Genomic DNA, 18,645 nt, shown 5'->3' with positions numbered 1-18,645 from the left:
CTTCTCCTAGCCCTGTTCGCGCGCCGGCTTCGCCGCGGCCTTGGCCCGCAGCTTGTCCAGCTTCTTCTTCAACTTGCCCCGGCGGCGTTTCTGATAGGCCGCGATCACCGGCACGCTGAGGTAATAGGCGATCGTGCCCGCGATGATCCCGGGCAGGACACCCCCCACCATATAGGGGAAGAAAACATCGTGATAAAACAGCTCGAGCTTCGACCAGTTGGCATCGGCATGGGTGAACAGCGCCCAGACATTGTCGAACAGATCGCGCGCGGCGCCCAGGAACTTGTCCACCAGCGACTTGTCCACGGATTCGTCGAAATCGGTGCCCAGCAGGAAATGCCCGACCTTCAGCGAGATCACCCCGATCGGGATATAGGTCAACGGGTTGCCGAAAAACGTGGCCAGAAGCGCGGCCAGCATGTTGCCGTTCATGATCCGCGCGATCAGTGCTGCGACAAAGAAGTGCAGGCCATAAAACGGGCTGAACGTGGTGAACACCCCGGCGAATATTCCGCGGGCGATCTTTTCGGGGCTATCGGGCAAGCGGTGGATGCGGTGGCGGACATAGCGGATCGCCCGGGCCCAACCGCCACGCGGATAGATCAGGTCCAGCAGGATCTGCCCCACCGACCGTTTATCGCGCCGCTTGAAGACCAAGCCGTCTACCCCTTCCGCCTGCTAGGACGTGCTTTGCTGTGCATCGCGCGTCCGTTCCAGTTCCGCCACGTCGTTCTCGGCCTCGAGCGCCGTCATCAACGCATGCAGATGTTCGACGTCGCGCAGATCCACTTCCACCAAAAGCCTGTAAAAATCGGGTTTCCGGTCCAGGAACACCATGTTCGAGATATTGGCTTTCTGCTCGCCGATCAACGTGCAGATACGGCCCAGAACCCCCGCATCGTTGCGAATGGTCAGCTTCAGCCCGACGGAATGGATCGCAGGGTGCTGGCCGCTGTGCCAATGCAGGTCGATCCAGCGTTCCGGCTGATCCTCGTACCGTGACAGTGTGGGGCAATCGATGGCGTGCACGATCACGCCCTGCCCGCGATAGGTGATGCCGACGATCCTTTCGCCCGGCACCGGCTGACAACAGGGCGCGCGGGTAAAGCTTTGCTCGGGCGACAGGCCGATAACCGCGCGGGACGGGTCGATCTCGTCCGTGGTCGGGCTGATGACATCGGGGTAAAGTGTTTCGGTCACGTCCTGCGCGCGCAGCTCGGCGCTGCCCAGGCGGGCCAGGACCTCTTCCCCGTCAGGCAGGCCCAGTTGCTTGGCCGCGGTTTTCAGCGCCTTGTCGGTGGCTTTCTTGCCGATATGTTCGAACGCCACACGGGCCAGTTCGCGGCCCAGCTTGATGAACCGCTCGCGGTCTTCCTCGCGCAGGCTCTTGCGGATCGCGGCCTTGGCGCGGCCGGTGACGACGATGTCGATCCATGTGGCCTGGGGGCGCTGCCCCTCGGCGGTCATGATCTCGACCGACTGGCCGTTCTTCAGCCGGGTCCATAGCGGCACGCGCACATTGTCGACCTTGGCCCCGACACAGCTGTCACCGATCCGGGTGTGGATCGCATAGGCGAAATCCAGCGGCGTCGCCCCCTTGGGCAGCTTCACCACGTCCCCCTTGGGCGTGAAGCAGAACACCTGGTCGGAATACATCTCCAGCTTGACGTGTTCCAGGAACTCGTCGTGATCCTCGGCATTCTCGAACCGCTCGGTCAGCGAGGCGAGCCATTTCGCCGGATCGACCGCGAACGGGTTTTCCGCCCGCACCCCATCGCGATAGGACCAGTGCGCGGCCACGCCGCTTTCGGCGACCTCGTGCATCTGGCGGGTGCGGATCTGAACCTCGACCCGCTTGCCGTCGCGGCCCGAAACGGTGGTGTGGATCGACCGGTAGCCGTTCGATTTCGGCTGGCTGATATAATCCTTGAACCGCCCGGGCACCGCGCGCCAGCGCTGGTGGATCGCACCCAGCACGCGATAGCAATCGGCCTCGTCCCGGGTGATGACCCGAAAGCCATAGATGTCGGACAGGCGCGAGAACCCCTGATCCTTCTCCTGCATCTTACGCCAGATCCCATAGGGCTTCTTGGCGCGGCCGAACACGTCGGCCTCGATCCCCTCCTTGTCCAGCTCCAGCCGGATGTCGTTGGTGATCTGATGCATCACGTCGCCGGTTTCCCGCTGCAAGGTGATGAAGCGGCGGATGATCGACGCGCGTGCATCGGGATTCAGCACGCGAAAGGCCAGATCCTCCAGCTCTTCGCGCATCCACTGCATGCCCATCCGGCCAGCCAGCGGGGCGAAGATATCCATCGTCTCGCGCGCCTTGCGGGCCTGCTTTTCTGGGCGCAGCGACCGGATCGTGCGCATGTTGTGCAGACGGTCGGCCAGCTTGACCAGGATCACCCGCAGATCCTTGGACATCGCCATGAACAGCTTGCGGAAATTCTCGGCCTGTTCGGTCTGGGACGAGCTGAGCTGCAGGTTGGTCAGCTTGGTCACGCCATCCACCAGCTCGGCCACCTCGGCGCCGAACATCTCGGCGATCTCGGTATAGGTCGATTTGGTGTCTTCGATCGTGTCGTGCAAAAGCGCGGTGATCACCGTTGCATCGTCCAGCCGCATCTCTGTCAGGATCGCGGCGACGGCAACGGGATGGGTGAAATACGGTTCGCCCGAATGACGGAACTGCCCCTCGTGCATGGCCTCGCCATAGGCATAGGCCTGGCGGATCAGGGCTTCATTGGTGCGGGGGTTGTAGTTGCGGACCAGAGTGATCAGGTCTTCGACGTCGATCTTGGCCATGCGGTCCGCAAACTCCGGGGCGGTTCAGTGCCCGATTAGCGCTGCTGCTGAGCTTCCATCAGGGCGCGCAGCAATTTCTCTTCGCTCAGATCGTCGTCGGCGGGTTTGTCCGCCGCCGCACCGCCACCCATAAGCAGCGCCATCGAATCCTCTTCGGGTTCGTCGACCTCGATCTGGGTCTGGTTGCTTTCGATCATGCGCTCGCGCAGATCGTCGGCCGATTGGGTCTCTTCGGCGATTTCGCGCAGGGCGACCACCGGGTTCTTGTCGTTGTCGCGATCCACCGTCAGCGCGCCGCCAGCGGAAATCTCGCGCGCACGATGTGCGGCAAGCATAACAAGCTCGAACCGGTTCGGTACCTTGTCAACGCAATCTTCTACCGTCACGCGGGCCATGAAATTCTCCGATCCAACTGGGAAGTTGAACGCAACACCTATTCGTTCGCAAAGGTCTTGACAAGAGCGGAATAACTGAAAAGCGCGCTACATGGGCCGAATTTGCGCTTTGTCTTCCGCTGGCAGCGCGCTCAGCATCTCCTGCACGGTCTTTCCGGTCAGCGGATGGCGCAGATCCGGGGCGACCTGGGCCAGCGGCACCAGCACGAAGGCGCGATCCTGAATCCGCGGATGCGGCAGCAGCAGCTCGGGCGGGACCTCTTGGGTCTGGCGCGCGATCGGCATGTCGATCCAGGCCTGAACAGTGGCGGCATCGGGCAGGATCGTGTCGCCGTAAAACAGCAGATCCAGGTCCAGTGTTCGCGGCGCCCAGCGCGTCTTGCGGTCCCGCCCGAACGCCTTTTCCACCGCGTGCAAATGCGCCAGAACCCGGGGCGCGGAAAATGACGTTACGTAGCAAGCGACCGCATTCACGAAGTCAGGACCGGAGCCGGGCGGAAAACTAGGGGTGGTAAAGAATCCACTTTGGGTAGAAACTTGGAAAGATTCGTTTTCAAGTTTCTCTAACGCTTTCAAAAGCGTCTGAGCCGGCGAGCCGAAAGATGACGTTACGTTACCACCCAGCGCGACAAGCACTTTTGTATCATTTCCGTGACGACGTAAGGGTTGCGACACGATTTTTTTCCCCTAAATTCGCGCAAATGTTCTGTGCCAGCACACCAACCACCACTCAACAAGACCAATTGGCACAGTTCGGATTACCGGAAGGAAATTAAATGTTCTATAGAGACGAACGGCTTGCGCTGTTCATAGACGGTTCAAACCTATATGCGGCGGCCAAAGCGCTCGGGTTTGATATCGACTATAAGCTCTTGCGTCAGGAGTTCATGCGACGGGGCAAGTTGCTGCGCGCATTTTACTATACAGCCCTGCTGGAAAACGACGACTATTCGCCCATTCGGCCGCTTGTCGACTGGCTGCACTATAACGGGTTTACCATGGTCACCAAGCCGGCCAAGGAATACACCGACAGCCAGGGCCGCCGTAAGGTGAAAGGCAACATGGATATCGAGCTGACCGTCGACGCGATGGAGCTTGCCCCCCATGTCGATCACATCGTGCTGTTCTCGGGCGATGGCGATTTCCGGCCCCTGCTGGAAAGCCTGCAACGTCAGGGCGTCCGCGTTTCGGTCGTGTCGACCATCCGCAGCCAGCCGCCGATGATCGCCGATGAACTGCGCCGTCAGGCCGACAATTTCATCGAGCTTGACGAGCTGAAGGAAGTGATCGGCCGCCCGCCGCGCGAACCGCGCGCCGACGCGCCGATGGAATATTCCGCAGACGATTGAGGGAAAGGGCACCACGCGGTGCCCTTTTCATTGTGGCCCTGCCCCGGCGGGCGGTCCCGACCCATGCCCGCCAGCCTGCCCCCCCCGATCCCCCTGAACATCCGACCGGTTCCCGGAAAGCGCTGGACGTGCCGGGCGCGAAGGCCTACCTGAAGATAGGCAGCAGGAGCTTTCATGACCCGATCCCCCCTTATACTTTATCTGGCGGCACCGCGCGGGTTCTGCGCGGGCGTGGATCGTGCGATCAAGATCGTCGAGATGGCGCTGGAGAAATGGGGCGCGCCGGTCTTTGTCCGGCACGAGATCGTGCACAACAAATTCGTGGTCGACGGGCTGAAGGCCAAGGGCGCGGTCTTTGTCGAAGAGCTGGACGAATGCCCCGACGACCGGCCGGTGGTGTTTTCGGCCCATGGCGTGCCCAAAGCGGTGCCCGCCGAGGCCGCGCAGCGCGAGATGGTCTATGTCGACGCCACCTGCCCGCTGGTCAGCAAGGTCCATATCGAGGCCGAGCGTCATGCCGCGAACGGGTTGCAGATGATCATGATCGGCCATGCGGGCCACCCCGAAACCATCGGCACCATGGGACAGCTGCCCCCGGGCGAGGTGCTGCTGGTCGAAACCGTCGATGACGTGGCCGATGTGCAGGTGCGCGATCCCGCGCGGCTGGCCTTTGTCACCCAGACCACACTGTCGGTCGATGACACCGCCGATATCGTGGCCGCGCTTCAGGCGCGCTTTCCCGCCATCGTCGGCCCCCACAAGGAAGACATCTGTTACGCCACCACCAACCGGCAAGAGGCCGTGAAGGCCATCGCGCCCGATTGCGATGCGCTGCTGGTGGTGGGGGCGCCGAATTCGTCCAACTCCAAACGTCTGGTCGAGGTCGCCCGCAAGGCCGGCTGCGCCTATGCCCAGCTGGTGCAGCGGGCCACCGATATCGACTGGCGCGCGCTGGACGGGATCGGGGCGTTGGGGATCACCGCCGGGGCCTCGGCCCCCGAGGTGCTGATCGACGAAGTCGTGAATGCGTTTCGCGACCGCTATGACGTGACGGTCAAGCTGGTCGAAACCGCACAGGAAAACGTGGAATTCAAGGTCCCGCGCGTGTTGCGCGAACCGGCCTGAGGAGGGCGGAGCGATGATCAGCCTGCAATTCCTGCTGACCGCCTTCGTGGTGGTGATCGCGCCCGGAACCGGTGTGATCTATACGCTGGCCATCGGTCTGGGCAAGGGGCGCCTCTCGGCGGTCTGGGCCGCGCTTGGCTGTACCTTCGGGATCGTGCCGCACCTGTTGGCGGCGGCGCTGGGTTTGGCGGCACTGCTGCATACCAGCGCGGTTCTGTTCAACATCGTGAAATTCGCGGGCGTGGCATATCTGTTGTGGTTGGCGCTGCAATCGCTGCGCGCGGGCGGCGCGCTAGCTGTCAGCCGCGAAGGCACGTCCGAACCCGGTTGGCGCATTGCCCGGCGCGGGGCGCTGATCAACATCCTGAACCCGAAACTGTCGATCTTCTTTCTGGCGCTTCTGCCGCCGTTCCTGTCGGGCAATCCCGCCACCGCCGGGGCCGAGATGGCCCTGCTGGGCGGGGTGTTCATGGCCATGACCTTTGCGGTCTTTGTTCTCTATGGCGTGTTCGCGGCCGCGGCGCGGGACCTGATCCTGTCCTCGGAACGGGCGATGCGCTGGCTCAACCGCAGCTTTGCGGCGATCTTTGCCGGTCTGGGCCTGCGGCTGGCGTTCGAGCGGGGGGCCTAGGATGGCCGGCACGCCCCCCCGCACCGACAGCGAGACCATCGCCGTCTATACCAGATCCGCCGATGCCTATGCCAAGGGGTTTGCCGAGATCACCGATGTCGATCAGGCCGCTGATCTGTCGGCGTTTCTGGGCCCGATCCCGGACGGCGGGCTGGTGCTGGATCTGGGCTGCGGTCCCGGGCAATGGGCGGCAGCGATCCGCGATCAGGGCTATGTGGTCGAGGCGACGGATGCCACGACGGCCATGGCCGAACTGGCCGCCCAGCGGTTCGGGATCGACGTGCGGGTCGAGCCGTTCGATGCGCTATCGGCGGTTGCGCGCTATGACGGGGTCTGGGCCAATTTCAGCCTGCTGCACGCCCCGCGCGCCGCCTTCCCCGGGCATCTGGCGCGTGTTCATCGCGCGCTGAAACCCGGCGGCATGTTTCACATCGGCATGAAGCTTGGCACGGATGAGGGCCGCGATCACCTGGGGCGGTTCTATGCCTATTACGAGGAAGACGAGTTGAAGACTTTGCTGTCACAGGCCGGGTTCACCACCACCCGCACCCGGCGCGGCCATGGCAAGGGCCTGGCCGGTACCGACGATACATTCGCGATCCTGACCGCCCATGCCTGAGCTTTTCGCATTCACCGATGGCGCCTGTTCGGGCAATCCCGGCCCGGGGGGCTGGGGCGTGTTGTTGCAGGCCAAGGACGGCGAAACGGTCGTCAAGGAACGGGAGCTGTCGGGCGGCGAGGCCGAGACGACCAACAACCGGATGGAGCTTTTGGCGGCGATCCACGCGCTGGAAAGCCTGACCCGCGCGACGGCGGTGACGGTTGTGACCGACAGCGCCTATGTCAAGAACGGGGTCACCGGCTGGATCCACGGCTGGAAGCGCAACGGCTGGAAGACCGCGGCGAAGAAGCCGGTGAAGAATGCCGAGCTGTGGCAGCGGCTGGATGCGGCGCAGGCGCAGCACGATGTGCGCTGGGAATGGGTCAAGGGCCATGCCGGGCACCCCGAGAACGAGCGCGCCGACGAGCTGGCCCGCGCCGGCATGGCGCCATTCAAACCGGCGCGCAGGACAGGCTAGGCCGGGGGCTTCGCGCCCCCGGACCCCCGCGCGGTATTTATGCCAAGATGAAAGGGGCGCTCAGCGCCGGGCGATATAGGTCTGGTACAGCCAGATCAACAGCGCCGCGCCCAGGACCGCGCCGACGAGGCCCGCGAGCAGCCCGCCGACGACAAGGATGAAGCGCAGGATCAGACCGCCGATCAGCGCGCCGAAGATGCCGATGGCGATGGTGGTGATCGTATCGGCCTCGACCCGCATCAGCCGTGTGGCCAGGAACCCCGCCGCCGCGCCGATGATGATCAGATAGATGATGGACATCCCCGCCCCCCTATTTCCGCCAATGGGTCGGCACGATGATAAGCGCGCCCAGCGACGACACAATGGCGTTCACGCCCGGGCTGCCGAACCCAATACCGAACATCAGCCGGACGAAATAGGCCAGGAAGGCGCCGCCGACGCAGATGATGATGCTTTGCAGGATGCCGTTACGGGTGAAGCCCGACTTTTCCGACAGGTACCCCACGATGCCCGCGATCACGACCGTGCCGATCATTGTGGGGAACATGGGTGACCTCCTAGTCGAATGCGGCGCCGGCCGGCAGGTCGAGGCCGCGCAGGACCTCGATCGTCGGCATCGCGCGTTTACCTTCGCGCTGTGCGACGGTGATTTCAACCGCGCCGTCACCGCAGGCGACCGTCAGGCCGTTCAGGATCTGCCCCGGCTGGCCGCTGCCGGGCACGATGCGGCAGCGCAGGAACTTGATCCGCTCGCCGTTCAGCACCGACCACGCCCCCGGGAAGGAGGACAGGCCGCGGATCTGGCGGCTGACCTGTGCCGCCGGTTGCGTCCAGTCGATGCGTGCCTCGGCCTTGGCGATCTTGTCGGCATAGGTGACGCCCTGATCGGGTTGCGGTTCGGGCGTCAGGTCGGACGGGCGCTGCAGCGCCCGGACGATCAGCTCCGCGCCCATCGCCGACAGCCGGTCGTGCAGGTCCTGCGTCGTTTCCTCGGCGCCGATGGGGGTGGCGTCGCGCAGCAGGACCGGGCCGGTGTCCAGACCGGCCTCCATCTGCATGATGCAGATGCCGGTTTCGGCGTCGCCCGCCATGATCGCGCGATGGATCGGCGCGGCCCCGCGCCAGCGCGGCAGAAGCGAGGCGTGGATGTTCAGGCAACCGTGGCGCGGCGCGTCCAGCACCGCCTGCGGCAGGATCAGGCCATAGGCCACGACCACCGCCACATCGGCGTCCAGCGCGGCGAATTCTGCCTGTGTTTCGGGTGATTTCAAGGTGCGCGGATGGCGCACCGGCAGGTCCAGTTCCAGCGCGCGGGCATGGACGGGGGTCGGGCGTTCCTTCTTGCCACGGCCCGCGGGGCGCGGCGGCTGGCAATAGACGGCGGCGATGTCATGCCCCGCATCCACCAGCGCATCCAGCACCGGCACGGAAAACTCGGGCGTTCCCATGAAGATGACGCGCATCAGCCCCTCCGCAATTTGTCGGCGCGTTTGATCAGGCGTTCGCGCTTCAGCCGGCTGAGGCGGTCGAAATACATCCGCCCCGCCAGATGGTCGATCTGATGCTGAACCGAGGTGGCCCAGAGGTTCACGAAATCCCGCTCTTCGATCTGGCCATCGGCATTCAGGTACGCCACCGTCACCGCGCGCGGGCGGTCGATGGCCGCCGACACGCCGGGCAGGTTCGGGCTGGCTTCCTCGTGCGTGCGCAGCTTGGCCGAGGCATGCAGGATACGCGGATTGGCCAGCCGGATCGCCTGGCCGCGTTCTTCGGAACAATCGACGACGGCCAGTTGCAGCATCACGCCGATCTGTGGCCCGGCCAGGCCATAGCCCGGCATCGCATCCATGGTTTCCACCATGTCGTCCCAGATCGCGCGGATGTCATCGGTGATGCCGGCCACCGGTTCGGCCGGGGTTTTCAGCCGCTTGTCGGGCCAGGGGACAAAGGGCCGGGCCGTCACGCGCGGGCGCGCTCGCGCTTGAGCTTGACCATCTTGCGCGTGATCATCTGCCGTTTCAGCGGCTTGAGGTAGTCGATGAACAGCTTGCCATCCAGATGGTCGATCTCGTGCTGGACACAGGTGGCCCACAGCCCGGCGAATTCCTCTTCCTGCTGCTGGCCATCCAGATCGGTCCAGCGCACGCGGACCTCGGCGGGGCGGGTGACCTCGGCATATTGATCGGGGATCGACAGGCAGCCTTCCTCGTAGACGCTGGTGTCGTCCGAGGTCCAGGTGACCTGTGGATTGAACAGCGCCATGGGCCGGGGCGCGGCGCCCTCTTCCTTGACGCAATCCATCACGATCAGCCGCTTGGACACGCCGATCTGCGGTGCGGCCAGACCAATGCCCGGCGCGTCATACATCGTTTCCAGCATGTCGTCAGCCAGCGCGCGCAGCTCAGACGAGATCCCGTCGACGGGGTCCGCAATCTTCTTGAGCCTGGGATCGGGATGTATCAGGATGGGGCGCACAGTCATGCGGCTGATTTAGGGCATCGGATTTTCCGGCGCAATGGGGCGGGCGCAGATTTCGGGTAGGTCATTTGGGAAAATGGCCCGATAATAGACCCGTATTTGGGATGTTGTCCCGTAAATTCAGATTGATTTGGCATGTTATCCTGATAACCTCGCCCGAAACAGAAAACCGTAACGGAACACCATGCCAGCCACCCCTGTATATGATTTCGATGCGCCGGTCGATCGGCGCGGCACCGACTCCTCGAAATGGGACATGATGGAGCGCGCCTTTGGCGTGTCGCCCGACGATGGCTTGGCCATGTGGGTCGCCGATATGGACTTCCCTGCGCCGGACTTTCTGCAGGACGCGGTCAAGGGGCTGCTGGCCAAGGCGAATTACGGCTATTTCGCGGGCTATGAGACGTTTCTGGATGCCGTGCAATGGTGGATGCAGACCCGGCATGGCTGGACGATCGATACCGATTGGGTCTTTACGACCTTTGGCCTGGGCAACGGGCTCGCGATGGCGATCCAGACCTTCAGCGCACCGGGCGATCACGTCGCGATCCTGACGCCGGTCTATCACGAATTCGCGGCCAAGATCGGCCGGACCGGCCGCGTTGTCACCGAATTGCCGATGGGGACCGAGGACGGCGTTTTCGTGCTGGATTTCGACCGGTTCGACCGGCTGATGACCGGGCGCGAGAAGATGCTGCTGCTCAGCGCGCCGCACAACCCCGCGGGGCGTATCTGGACGCAGGCGGAACTGTCGGATCTGGCCGCGTTCTGCGCCCGTCACGACCTGATCCTGGTCTCGGACGAGATCCATTGCGACCTGATCCTGACGGGGCACAAACACCTGCCCATGCACCTTGCCGCGCCGCAGATCGCGGACCGGCTGATCATGATGTCCTCGGCCTCGAAAACCTTCAATATCGCGGGCAGCCGCACGGGCTGTGTGACGATCCCCGATGCGGATCTGCGGGCCCGGTTCGGGACGTTTCACCGGTCGCTGGACATCAGCCCGAACCTGCTGGGCGTGACCCTGACGCGGGCCGCCTATTCACAGGCGGGCGCGGATTGGGTCGATCAGCTGATGCCCTATATCGCCGGCAACGCGCAGCTGTTCAACGATGGGGTCAACGCCATTCCCGGCCTGTCGGCGATGCCGATGCAATCGACCTATCTGGCCTGGGTGGACTTCGCAGGCACCGGCATGAACCGCGACGAGATACACGACCGGGTCTATCGCCAGGCCCGCATCGCCGCAACGCCGGGCCACACGCTGGGCACCGGGGGCGAGACCTGTATGCGGTTCAACTTGGGCACGCAGCGCGCGCGGGTGGCCGAGGCGGTCGCACGCCTGCAAGAGGCGTTCAGCGACCTTCAGTAAGCGGTGGGTTGACGGCCGAGCAGCGCAATCGGCGCATTGTCGGCGCGTGGGTAATCCAGCGGTGCGCTATCGCGGGCCGCGGTGCTGCGTTTGTATTCGAAACACAGCTCGCGCCCTTCCTCCGACGCGGTCACGATCAACGCCTCGAACATCAGCCGCGTGCCGTCCTGCACCTGCACCAGCCCGCGCAGATGCGGCGCGGTTTCGGCGTCCAGCGCAAAGCCCCCCTGCCAGATCCGCAGGATCGGCCAGCTTTGATCCCCCGCGACAACACGCAGGCGCTTGTTGCGGCGCAGGGCATTGGCGCGTGCCAGCGCCAGAGCATCGGAAATATCCTTGGGCAAATAATCCGTCATATCAAAATCCCTCCCACCCCATGACGCCGCGAATGCCGTCCGAAATCAAGGGGGACCGCGTTAACATATCGTTTCCGCACTGCGTCACCGCAGAAAATCTGCGCGCGCATGCGGACTACGCCCATGGGGCATGTTGCCTTATGTCATTGGGGAACAGAGGAGGAAACGATGGGACAATTGATCAACGGCACATGGCATGACGACTGGTACGACACCGAAAAAAGCGGTGGCAAATTCGTGCGCAGCCAGGCCGAGTTTCGCAACTGGATCACCCCCGATGGTGCACCGGGCCCCACGGGCAACGGCGGATTCGCCGCCGAAAGCGGCCGCTATCACCTTTATGTTTCCTATGCCTGTCCCTGGGCGCACCGCACGCTGATCTTTCGCGCGCTGAAGGGGTTGCAGGACCATATCGGCATCTCGGTCGTGCATCCCGACATGCTGTCCGAGGGCTGGACCTTCGATGCCGATTTCCCCGGGGCGACCGGCGACACGCTGTTCGCCCTGCCCTATCTGCGGGATGTTTATCTGAAGGCCAAGCCCGACATGTCGGGCCGCGTGACCGTGCCGATCCTGTGGGATTGCCGCAGCAACACCATCGTGTCGAACGAATCCTCGGAAATCATCCGCATGTTCAATTCGGCCTTCGACGGGCTGACCGGCGACGATCAGGATTTCTGGCCCGAAGCCCGGCGCGACGAGATCGAGGCGATGAACACCCGCGTCTATTCCGACGTGAATAACGGGGTCTACAAATCCGGTTTCGCCACCAGTCAGAGCGCTTATGACGAGGCTGTCGGGACGCTGTTCGACACGCTGGACTGGCTAGACGATCACCTGAGCTGCAACCGCTATCTGCTGGGCGATCGCGTGACCGAGGCCGACTGGCGCCTGTTGCCGACGCTGTTGCGGTTCGACGCGGTCTATCACCTGCATTTCAAATGCAACCGGCGGCGGCTGATCGATTACGACCACCTGTGGCCCTATGCGCGCGAGCTGTACCAATGGCCGGGCGTGGCCGATACGGTGTTTCCCGACCACTTCGTGCGGCACTATCACTATAGCCACGAAACCATCAATCCGCACCGGATCATCCCGATCAACCCGGTGATCGACTGGGACGCCCCGCATGGGCGGGCGCGGTTGGCGGCGGCCTGAGTTTCCGGACTTTGTGCCCGGTGCCGGGCCTGATAAGGTCGCCCGCAACGCGACACGGAGGACCCCATGCGCATCGCCCTGACCCTGGCCACGATCATCGGCCTGACATCCCCGGCCCTGGCCAAAACGCCCTGTGGCGGCAGTTTTTCATCTTTTCTGGCCGGGGTGAAGAAAGAGGCGGTTGCCAAGGGGCACGCGCCGGGAACGGTGGACAAATTCCTGGCCTCGGCCCGGTCTGATCCGAAGGTGATCAAGGCCGACCGGTCGCAGGGTGTGTTTCAGTTGGACTTCATCACCTTTTCCCGGCGGATCATCAGCCAGAACCGCATCGACAACGGGCGCCGCAATGCGGGGAAATGGTCCAGCGTGTTCAACCGCGTACAGCGCGAATACGGCGTATCGCCGGGTGTGCTTCTGGCGTTCTGGGCGCTGGAAACCGACTATGGCGCGGTACAGGGCAATTTCAACACGCTTAACGCGCTGGTAACGCTGGCCCATGATTGCCGCCGCCCGGCGCTGTTCCGGCCGCAGATCTTCGCCGCGCTGGAGCTTTACGAGCGGGGCGAGTTCAGCCCCACCAAGACCACCGGCGCCTGGGCGGGCGAGATCGGCATGGTGCAGATGCTGCCCGAGGATATCCTGACCAATGGCGTCGACGGCGATGGGGATGGGCATGTGAACCTGAAATCCTCGCCCCCCGATGCGCTGCTGTCGGGGGCCAAGATGCTGCGCGGGCTGGGCTGGCGCCCGAACGAGCCGTGGTTGCAGGAAATCGTGGTGCCCGACAATCTGGACTGGTCGCAAACCGGTCTGACCACCAAGAAGCGCGTGGGTGACTGGGCCAAGATGGGCGTACGGCCCCGGGCGGGCAACCTGGGGCCATCGAACCTTCCGGCCTCGGTCCTGCTGCCGATGGGGCGCAAGGGGCCGGCGTTCCTCGCCTATCCCAATTTCGACGTCTATTTCGAATGGAACAAAAGCTTCGTTTACGTCACGACCGCGGCCTATTTCGCGACCCGGCTGGAGGGAGCACCGGTCTATGATGCAGGTTCACCTGGAAAGGGCCTGAGCGGGGCGCAGATGAAATCGCTGCAACAGAAATTGACGGCACGCGGTCATGACGTGGGCAAGATCGACGGCATCCTCGGGGCCAAGACCCGGGCGGCGGTTCAGGCCGAACAGAAACGGCTTGGCCTGCCCGCCGATGCCTGGCCCACGGCGCGTCTGCTGAACGCGCTGTGACGCCTTAGCAGCCGATCACCGCCGATATCGGGGAGCCGACCCGGCATTGCTTGCCGGGCGAGGCCAGTTCGCCAATCGTGTCGGCAAAGGCGAGGGTAAAGATCAGCACAGAGGCCAAGAGCAGTTCGGTCATTTGAGGCTCCATTCCAAAATGTTCCCTCAATGTTCTGGCCGATTCTGGTTAACAACCGCTAACCATGCCGTGCGCTGCTAGTTTTCGATCGGCCGCTGCGCCCGGACCGGAAACCGCAGCCCGTCCGCCGTGATCAGGTAAAGCCGCGTGCCGTTGCGGACAAAGGTGTCGCAGCGCGCCGATCCGTTGTCGAAGGTGATGCAAACCGCGCTGTCGTCATCGGTCTGATAGGTGCCCGCCCAGACCGGCCCATCGGGCACATAGCGATAGGCATAATCGCCCCCCGCCCCGAAACGCGCGGTGCTGCCGTCGAAGAACTCGACCTCTTGCCCGGACAGGTGGCTGGACAGCTCTGCCGCGCTCAGGCGTGTGTCGCCGGGCCTCAGGGATTGCGCGGATGCCATCACGGGCAGGCACAGGAACAGGGTCATCAGGCGCATGGCGGGCTCCGGTGGTTGCGGTCGCCACCACCCTAGCCGATCCGCGATCACCCCGAAGTCACGATCGGGCGAGCGCTCAGGCCACCATCTGCTCGGCCTTCTTCAGGTCCACCGACACCAACTGGCTGACGCCCTGTTCGGCCATGGTCACACCGAACAGCCGGTCCATACGGCTCATGGTCACCGCGTGGTGCGTGATGATCAGGAACCGCGTGTCGGCGCGGCGGGTCATCTCGTCCAGCATGTCGCAGAACCGCGTCACGTTGGCATCGTCCAGCGGCGCGTCGACCTCGTCCAGCACACAGATCGGCGCGGGGTTTGCCAGGAATACGGCAAAGATCAGCGCCAGCGCGGTCAGGGTCTGTTCGCCGCCCGACAGCAGGCTGAGGGTCGACAGTTTCTTGCCCGGCGGTTGGCACATGATTTCCAGCCCGGCATCCAACGGGTCGTCGGATTCGACCATCACCAACTTCGCCTCGCCGCCGCCGAACAGGTGCGTGAACAGAAGCCCGAAATTCGAGTTCACCTGTTCGAACGCCGTCAGCAGGCGCTCGCGCCCTTCCTTGTTCAGGCTGGCAATGCCGTTGCGCAGGGCACGGATCGCATCCTCAAGGTCCTGCTTCTCGGCCAGCAGGGTCTCGTGTTCCTCGGTCACTTCCTTGGCGTCTTCCTCGGCGCGCAGGTTCACCGCGCCCAGCGCGTCGCGCTGGCGTTTCAGGCGGTTCACATCGGCCTCGATCGCCTCGGCGCCGGGCATCTTTTCGGGGTCGGCGTCGATCTTTTCCAGAAGCGCGGCCGGGGTGGTTTCCAGCTCTTCGTCGATGCGTTCGACACACAACTGCACGGTCTCGCGCGCGGCTTCGGCGCGGGCCTGGGCGGCGGCGCGGCTTTCGCGGGCTTCGGACGCCCGGCGTTCGGCGCTGCGTTCAGCATCCACCGCGTCGCGCAACCCGGTCTCGCCCTCGGCCAGGGCATCGGCGGCGGCGCGGCGGCGCTCCTCGGCCGTTTCCAGCGCATCGGTCAGCTCGGCCCGCTGGGTGGCCAGATCCTGTGGCGCGGCAATGGCCTGGTCCAGTTCGGACTGCGCGCCATCGCGCCGCTGCAGCAGCTCGCCCATGCGCTTTTCGGCGGTGTCCAGCCGCGACTGCCAGCGGTTCATGTCCGAGGCCACGTCTTTCAGCCGCTTGTCGCGCGCCTCGCCCTCGCGGCGCAGCTCGTCATGGGCCGACCGTTTGGCCAGCATCGTCATGCGCGCGGCTTCGACCGTCATCTTGACGTCTTCGACCTCGGCGCGCACTTCGTCCAGATCGTCCAGATCCTCGACCGCGGCCTGCGCCTCTTTCAGGCGCGTGCGGGCGGACATCGCCTCTTCCTCGTGGCGGTTGACGGCCAGTTGCCCGCTTTCCAGCTTGGTCGCGGCAATGGAATGGTCGGCCTCGGCCCGGGTCAGGGCACGGCCGGTATCGGCGACCAGCCGGTCGGCATCGCGCCGCGCCTGGCGGGCCATCTTGTCGGCCTCGGTCAGGTCGGCCAGACGGGTTTTCAGCAACGTGTGCGCCCGGGCGGCCCCTTCGGCGCGGGCGTTCGCCTCTTCCAGATCGCGCTTCAGCTCGACCAGGCGGTTCAGCTGTTGCAGGCGCAAGGCCGCCGCCGACGGCGCGTCCTCGGCCCCGGCGCGGAACCCGTCCCAGCGCCACAGATCGCCTTCGGCGCTGACCAGCCGCTGGCCGGGTTTCAGCTGCGGCTGCAACGTGCTGCCCTGGGCCGCATCGACCACACCGATCTGGTGCATCCGGCGGCTGAGCACGCCCGGCGCCTGAACATGTTTCGACAGCGGCACCGCGCCCGAGGGCAGCGGCTGCACCTGGTTGTAATCTGGCAAGAGCGCCCAGCCCGAAGCCGCATCGCCACCTACCTCGGGCGCGCGCAGATCGTCGGCCAGTGCCGCGCCCAGCGCCTTTTCGAAACCGGGATCGACACGTAGCTTGTCCAGGATCTGGCCACCCTCGGCGGTGTCGCGTTCGACCAGACGGGCCAGCGCGCCAACCTCGGCGCGCAGGGCATTGGCCTCGCCCTCGGCCTCGGAATGCTCGGCGCGCGCCTCGGCCTCGCGCGCCTGGGCATCGGCGCGGGCATCGTCGGCCTCTTTCAGGGTTTCTTCCGCGTTCTCGGCGGTCGCCATCGCGGCGGACTGATCCTCTTGCGCCGCTGCCACATCGGCCGCCGCCTGATCCAGCGCGGCCTGTGCCGTTGCCACCGCATCGCGGGCGCGGCCGGCCTCGGCCTCGTTGCGTTCCAGCGTCTTGGTCACGTCTTCCAGCAAGCGGTGCGCCGACTGGTGCCGCGCGGCCAGGCGGGCGACATCCTCGGTCATCTCGGCCAGCGCATTTTCGCGCTCCGACAGGATCGCGGCGGCCTCGTGCGCGGCCTGATACTCGGCCTCCAGCAGATCGGCGAAACCCTCGCCTGCGCTCTCCAGCTCGGCCTGTTCCTGTTTCAGCCGGTCGATCGTGTCGCCCGCATCGCGGTTCAGCCCGGTCTCGCGGTCGATGTCGCGGGTCAGTTGTTCGATCCGCGCCTGCAATGCCGCAATGGTCTCCTGGGCGCGGGTTTCGGCATCGGCCAGCGTGTCGCGCTGCACCTGAAGGCGCTGCAGAACGGCAGCGGCAATCGCCTCTTCCTCGCGCAGGGGGGGCAGCGCGGTCTCAAGCTCTTCTCGGGTCTTGGCAGCTTGCCGCGCGGCGGCCTCGGCCTGGGCGGCATCAGTGGTCTGACCGCGCAGCGCCTCTTCGGCGGCGGCACGGGCCACGTCGGCCTCTTTCCAACGGCGGTACAGCAGCATCCCCTCGGCCCGGCGCAGCTGCTCGCCGATCTCGCGATACCGCGCTGCCTGTCGGGCCTGACGCGCCAGTTGCGCCAACTGCCCCGCCAGCTGCTCGATCACGTCATCGACGCGGGTCAGGTTGGTTTCCGCGCCTTTCAGCTTCAGCTCGGCCTCGTGCCGCCGCTGATAGAGGCCCGAGATCCCCGCCGCTTCCTCAAGAATGCGCCGCCGGTTCTTGGGCTTGGCGTTGATCAGCTCGCTGATCTGCCCCTGCCGTACCAGCGCGGGCGAATGCGCCCCGGTCGAGGCGTCGGCAAACAGCATCTGCACGTCGCGCGCGCGCACGTCCTTGGTGTTGGCCTTGTACGCAGACCCGGCATCGCGAGTGATCCGGCGCACGATCTCGATCATGTCCTGATCGTTGAACCCGGCGGGCGCCAGCCGCTCGGTATTGTCGATCTGCAGGCTGACCTCGGCGAAATTGCGCGCGGGCCGGGTCGAGGCGCCGGCGAAGATCACATCCTCCATCCCGCCGCCGCGCATCGCCGTGGGGCGGTTTTCGCCCATCACCCAGCGCAGCGCCTCAAGCAAATTGGATTTGCCGCAGCCATTGGGGCCCACAACGCCGGTCAGCCCGTCCGCGATCACCAGATCGGTCGGGTCAACGAAGCTTTTGAAGCCGTTCAGTCTGAGCCGGGTAAACCGCAATTGCGCGCCGCCATGATTCCAACAGGTCTCAAATCCTTTGCGTCCTGACGGCGCAAGTCAAGCGCGGAACACCGTATCTGGAATTGCGGGCACAGTTATCCACAATATATTGCGGATTTTCGCCGCCCAGACCGGGATGTCACCAGGCGGGCAAATCAGGTCGGCGCGCATCAGGGCCGGGTCGCCATCGAAACTGCCCGCGATGATGCGGCAGCCGGTGGCCTGTTCGATGGCCGCGTGGCCGCGATGCATCACGCCCTGTTGCTGGGCCGGGGTTTCAAAGCTGGTGCGCACCGCCTCGGCCCGGTCACCCAGCTGGTGGACGACAAAGCGGCTATGGCCCACCTGAACCTCGTGCCGGATCGCACCGCGCATCGACAGGCTTGGGCCGCTGCAGGCCGCAAGCACCGTGCCCAGGATCAGAACATACAGGCGCATCTTGCCCTCCTTCCACCTCCTGCGATCTTTGGCCCCTTGTGGTTAACAGGGGCTTAACCGGGCCTGCGGATTGGAACGAAGTGTCGCATGGGCAGATGGGCGGCGC

General features: G+C 64.7%; 22 protein-coding genes. 8 read left to right on the top strand and 14 right to left on the bottom strand.

The genetic code is table 11. The features are described 5' to 3' along the window. Positions 1-6: 6 nt before the first annotated feature. The 4 genes from CLM60_RS00790 to folK all read right to left on the bottom strand — a co-directional run bounded on the left by CLM60_RS00790 (position 7) and on the right by folK (position 3,839). A complete protein-coding gene (locus CLM60_RS00790) occupies positions 7-657 on the bottom strand; it encodes a DUF2062 domain-containing protein (RefSeq protein WP_095587358.1) in 651 nt (216 codons plus the stop codon). Between the two features lie 21 nt (positions 658-678). After that, positions 679-2,808, bottom strand: coding sequence for a RelA/SpoT family protein (locus tag CLM60_RS00785; RefSeq protein ID WP_095587357.1), 2,130 nt, complete (start codon positions 2,806-2,808; stop codon positions 679-681). A gap of 35 nt (positions 2,809-2,843) precedes the next feature. After that, complete coding sequence (gene rpoZ / locus CLM60_RS00780; RefSeq protein ID WP_095587356.1) at positions 2,844-3,203, bottom strand: DNA-directed RNA polymerase subunit omega; 360 nt, start codon at positions 3,201-3,203, stop codon at positions 2,844-2,846. A gap of 87 nt (positions 3,204-3,290) precedes the next feature. Next, positions 3,291-3,839: a 2-amino-4-hydroxy-6-hydroxymethyldihydropteridine diphosphokinase gene (gene folK / locus CLM60_RS00775; protein ID WP_245848091.1), complete on the bottom strand. Its 549-nt coding sequence runs from the start codon at positions 3,837-3,839 to the stop codon at positions 3,291-3,293. A 140-nt stretch (positions 3,840-3,979) separates the two neighbouring features. Between folK and CLM60_RS00770 the strand changes: the two genes are divergently transcribed. The 5 genes from CLM60_RS00770 to rnhA all read left to right on the top strand — a co-directional run bounded on the left by CLM60_RS00770 (position 3,980) and on the right by rnhA (position 7,387). Beyond that, a complete protein-coding gene (locus tag CLM60_RS00770) occupies positions 3,980-4,552 on the top strand; it encodes a LabA-like NYN domain-containing protein (RefSeq protein ID WP_095587354.1) in 573 nt (190 codons plus the stop codon). 174 nt (positions 4,553-4,726) lie between these two features. After that, a complete protein-coding gene (gene ispH / locus CLM60_RS00765; protein ID WP_095587353.1) occupies positions 4,727-5,677 on the top strand; it encodes a 4-hydroxy-3-methylbut-2-enyl diphosphate reductase in 951 nt (316 codons plus the stop codon). 13 nt (positions 5,678-5,690) lie between these two features. Then, positions 5,691-6,308 (top strand): LysE family translocator, encoded by a 618-nt coding sequence (locus CLM60_RS00760; protein ID WP_095587352.1) that lies wholly within the window; start codon positions 5,691-5,693, stop codon positions 6,306-6,308. A gap of 1 nt (position 6,309) precedes the next feature. Continuing rightward, positions 6,310-6,927 (top strand): class I SAM-dependent DNA methyltransferase, encoded by a 618-nt coding sequence (locus CLM60_RS00755; protein ID WP_095587351.1) that lies wholly within the window; start codon positions 6,310-6,312, stop codon positions 6,925-6,927. After that, a complete protein-coding gene (gene rnhA, locus CLM60_RS00750; protein ID WP_095587350.1) occupies positions 6,920-7,387 on the top strand; it encodes a ribonuclease HI in 468 nt (155 codons plus the stop codon). Before CLM60_RS00755 ends, rnhA begins: the two co-directional genes overlap by 8 nt. Before the next feature lie 60 nt (positions 7,388-7,447). Here the strand turns inward: rnhA and CLM60_RS00745 are convergent, their stop codons facing one another. Genes CLM60_RS00745 through def (CLM60_RS00725) form a run of 5 tightly spaced genes read right to left on the bottom strand, consistent with a single transcriptional unit; the run spans position 7,448 to position 9,868 of the window. Then, positions 7,448-7,687 (bottom strand): GlsB/YeaQ/YmgE family stress response membrane protein, encoded by a 240-nt coding sequence (locus CLM60_RS00745; protein ID WP_095587349.1) that lies wholly within the window; start codon positions 7,685-7,687, stop codon positions 7,448-7,450. A gap of 10 nt (positions 7,688-7,697) precedes the next feature. Beyond that, the gene (locus CLM60_RS00740; protein ID WP_095587348.1) at positions 7,698-7,934 is read right to left on the bottom strand and encodes a hypothetical protein; all 237 of its coding nucleotides are present in this window, start codon (positions 7,932-7,934) and stop codon (positions 7,698-7,700) included. Positions 7,935-7,944: 10 nt separating this feature from the next. Beyond that, positions 7,945-8,850, bottom strand: a complete 906-nt coding sequence (fmt, locus tag CLM60_RS00735) for a methionyl-tRNA formyltransferase (protein WP_095587347.1) — start codon at positions 8,848-8,850, stop codon at positions 7,945-7,947. Then, positions 8,850-9,350 (bottom strand): peptide deformylase, encoded by a 501-nt coding sequence (def, locus tag CLM60_RS00730; protein ID WP_095587346.1) that lies wholly within the window; start codon positions 9,348-9,350, stop codon positions 8,850-8,852. Before def (CLM60_RS00730) ends, fmt begins: the two co-directional genes overlap by 1 nt. Further along, a complete protein-coding gene (gene def, locus CLM60_RS00725; RefSeq protein WP_095587345.1) occupies positions 9,347-9,868 on the bottom strand; it encodes a peptide deformylase in 522 nt (173 codons plus the stop codon). The genes def (CLM60_RS00730) and def (CLM60_RS00725) overlap by 4 nt, the downstream gene beginning before the upstream one ends. Before the next feature lie 181 nt (positions 9,869-10,049). On the opposite strand from def (CLM60_RS00725), the gene CLM60_RS00720 reads away from it, so the two are divergent. Continuing rightward, positions 10,050-11,240, top strand: a complete 1,191-nt coding sequence (locus CLM60_RS00720) for a MalY/PatB family protein (RefSeq protein ID WP_095587344.1) — start codon at positions 10,050-10,052, stop codon at positions 11,238-11,240. Here the strand turns inward: CLM60_RS00720 and CLM60_RS00715 are convergent. Then, positions 11,234-11,596: a hypothetical protein gene (locus CLM60_RS00715; protein WP_095587343.1), complete on the bottom strand. Its 363-nt coding sequence runs from the start codon at positions 11,594-11,596 to the stop codon at positions 11,234-11,236. The two genes, CLM60_RS00720 and CLM60_RS00715, sit on opposite strands and share 7 nt — an antisense overlap. A gap of 168 nt (positions 11,597-11,764) precedes the next feature. Between CLM60_RS00715 and CLM60_RS00710 the strand changes: the two genes are divergently transcribed. Beyond that, positions 11,765-12,754 (top strand): glutathione S-transferase family protein, encoded by a 990-nt coding sequence (locus CLM60_RS00710; protein WP_095587342.1) that lies wholly within the window; start codon positions 11,765-11,767, stop codon positions 12,752-12,754. A 66-nt stretch (positions 12,755-12,820) separates the two neighbouring features. Then, complete coding sequence (locus CLM60_RS00705; protein WP_095587341.1) at positions 12,821-13,996, top strand: lytic murein transglycosylase; 1,176 nt, start codon at positions 12,821-12,823, stop codon at positions 13,994-13,996. 4 nt (positions 13,997-14,000) lie between these two features. On the opposite strand, the gene CLM60_RS21280 is transcribed toward CLM60_RS00705, so the two are convergent. The 4 genes from CLM60_RS21280 to CLM60_RS00690 all read right to left on the bottom strand — a co-directional run bounded on the left by CLM60_RS21280 (position 14,001) and on the right by CLM60_RS00690 (position 18,539). Beyond that, positions 14,001-14,129 (bottom strand): hypothetical protein, encoded by a 129-nt coding sequence (locus CLM60_RS21280; protein WP_281256648.1) that lies wholly within the window; start codon positions 14,127-14,129, stop codon positions 14,001-14,003. 77 nt (positions 14,130-14,206) lie between these two features. Continuing rightward, a complete protein-coding gene (locus tag CLM60_RS00700) occupies positions 14,207-14,569 on the bottom strand; it encodes a hypothetical protein (RefSeq protein ID WP_095587340.1) in 363 nt (120 codons plus the stop codon). A 76-nt stretch (positions 14,570-14,645) separates the two neighbouring features. Then, complete coding sequence (smc, locus tag CLM60_RS00695) at positions 14,646-18,101, bottom strand: chromosome segregation protein SMC (protein WP_095587339.1); 3,456 nt, start codon at positions 18,099-18,101, stop codon at positions 14,646-14,648. Between the two features lie 57 nt (positions 18,102-18,158). Then, entirely contained in the window at positions 18,159-18,539 is a 381-nt protein-coding gene (locus tag CLM60_RS00690; protein ID WP_095587338.1) for a hypothetical protein, read from the bottom strand. Positions 18,540-18,645 lie beyond the last annotated feature (106 nt).

This window comes from Actibacterium ureilyticum (assembly GCF_002285435.1).
Lineage (GTDB): Bacteria > Pseudomonadota > Alphaproteobacteria > Rhodobacterales > Rhodobacteraceae > Actibacterium_C > Actibacterium_C ureilyticum.
Note: the sequence above shows the minus strand (reverse complement) of the source record. Positions and strands in the feature narration are given on the sequence as shown.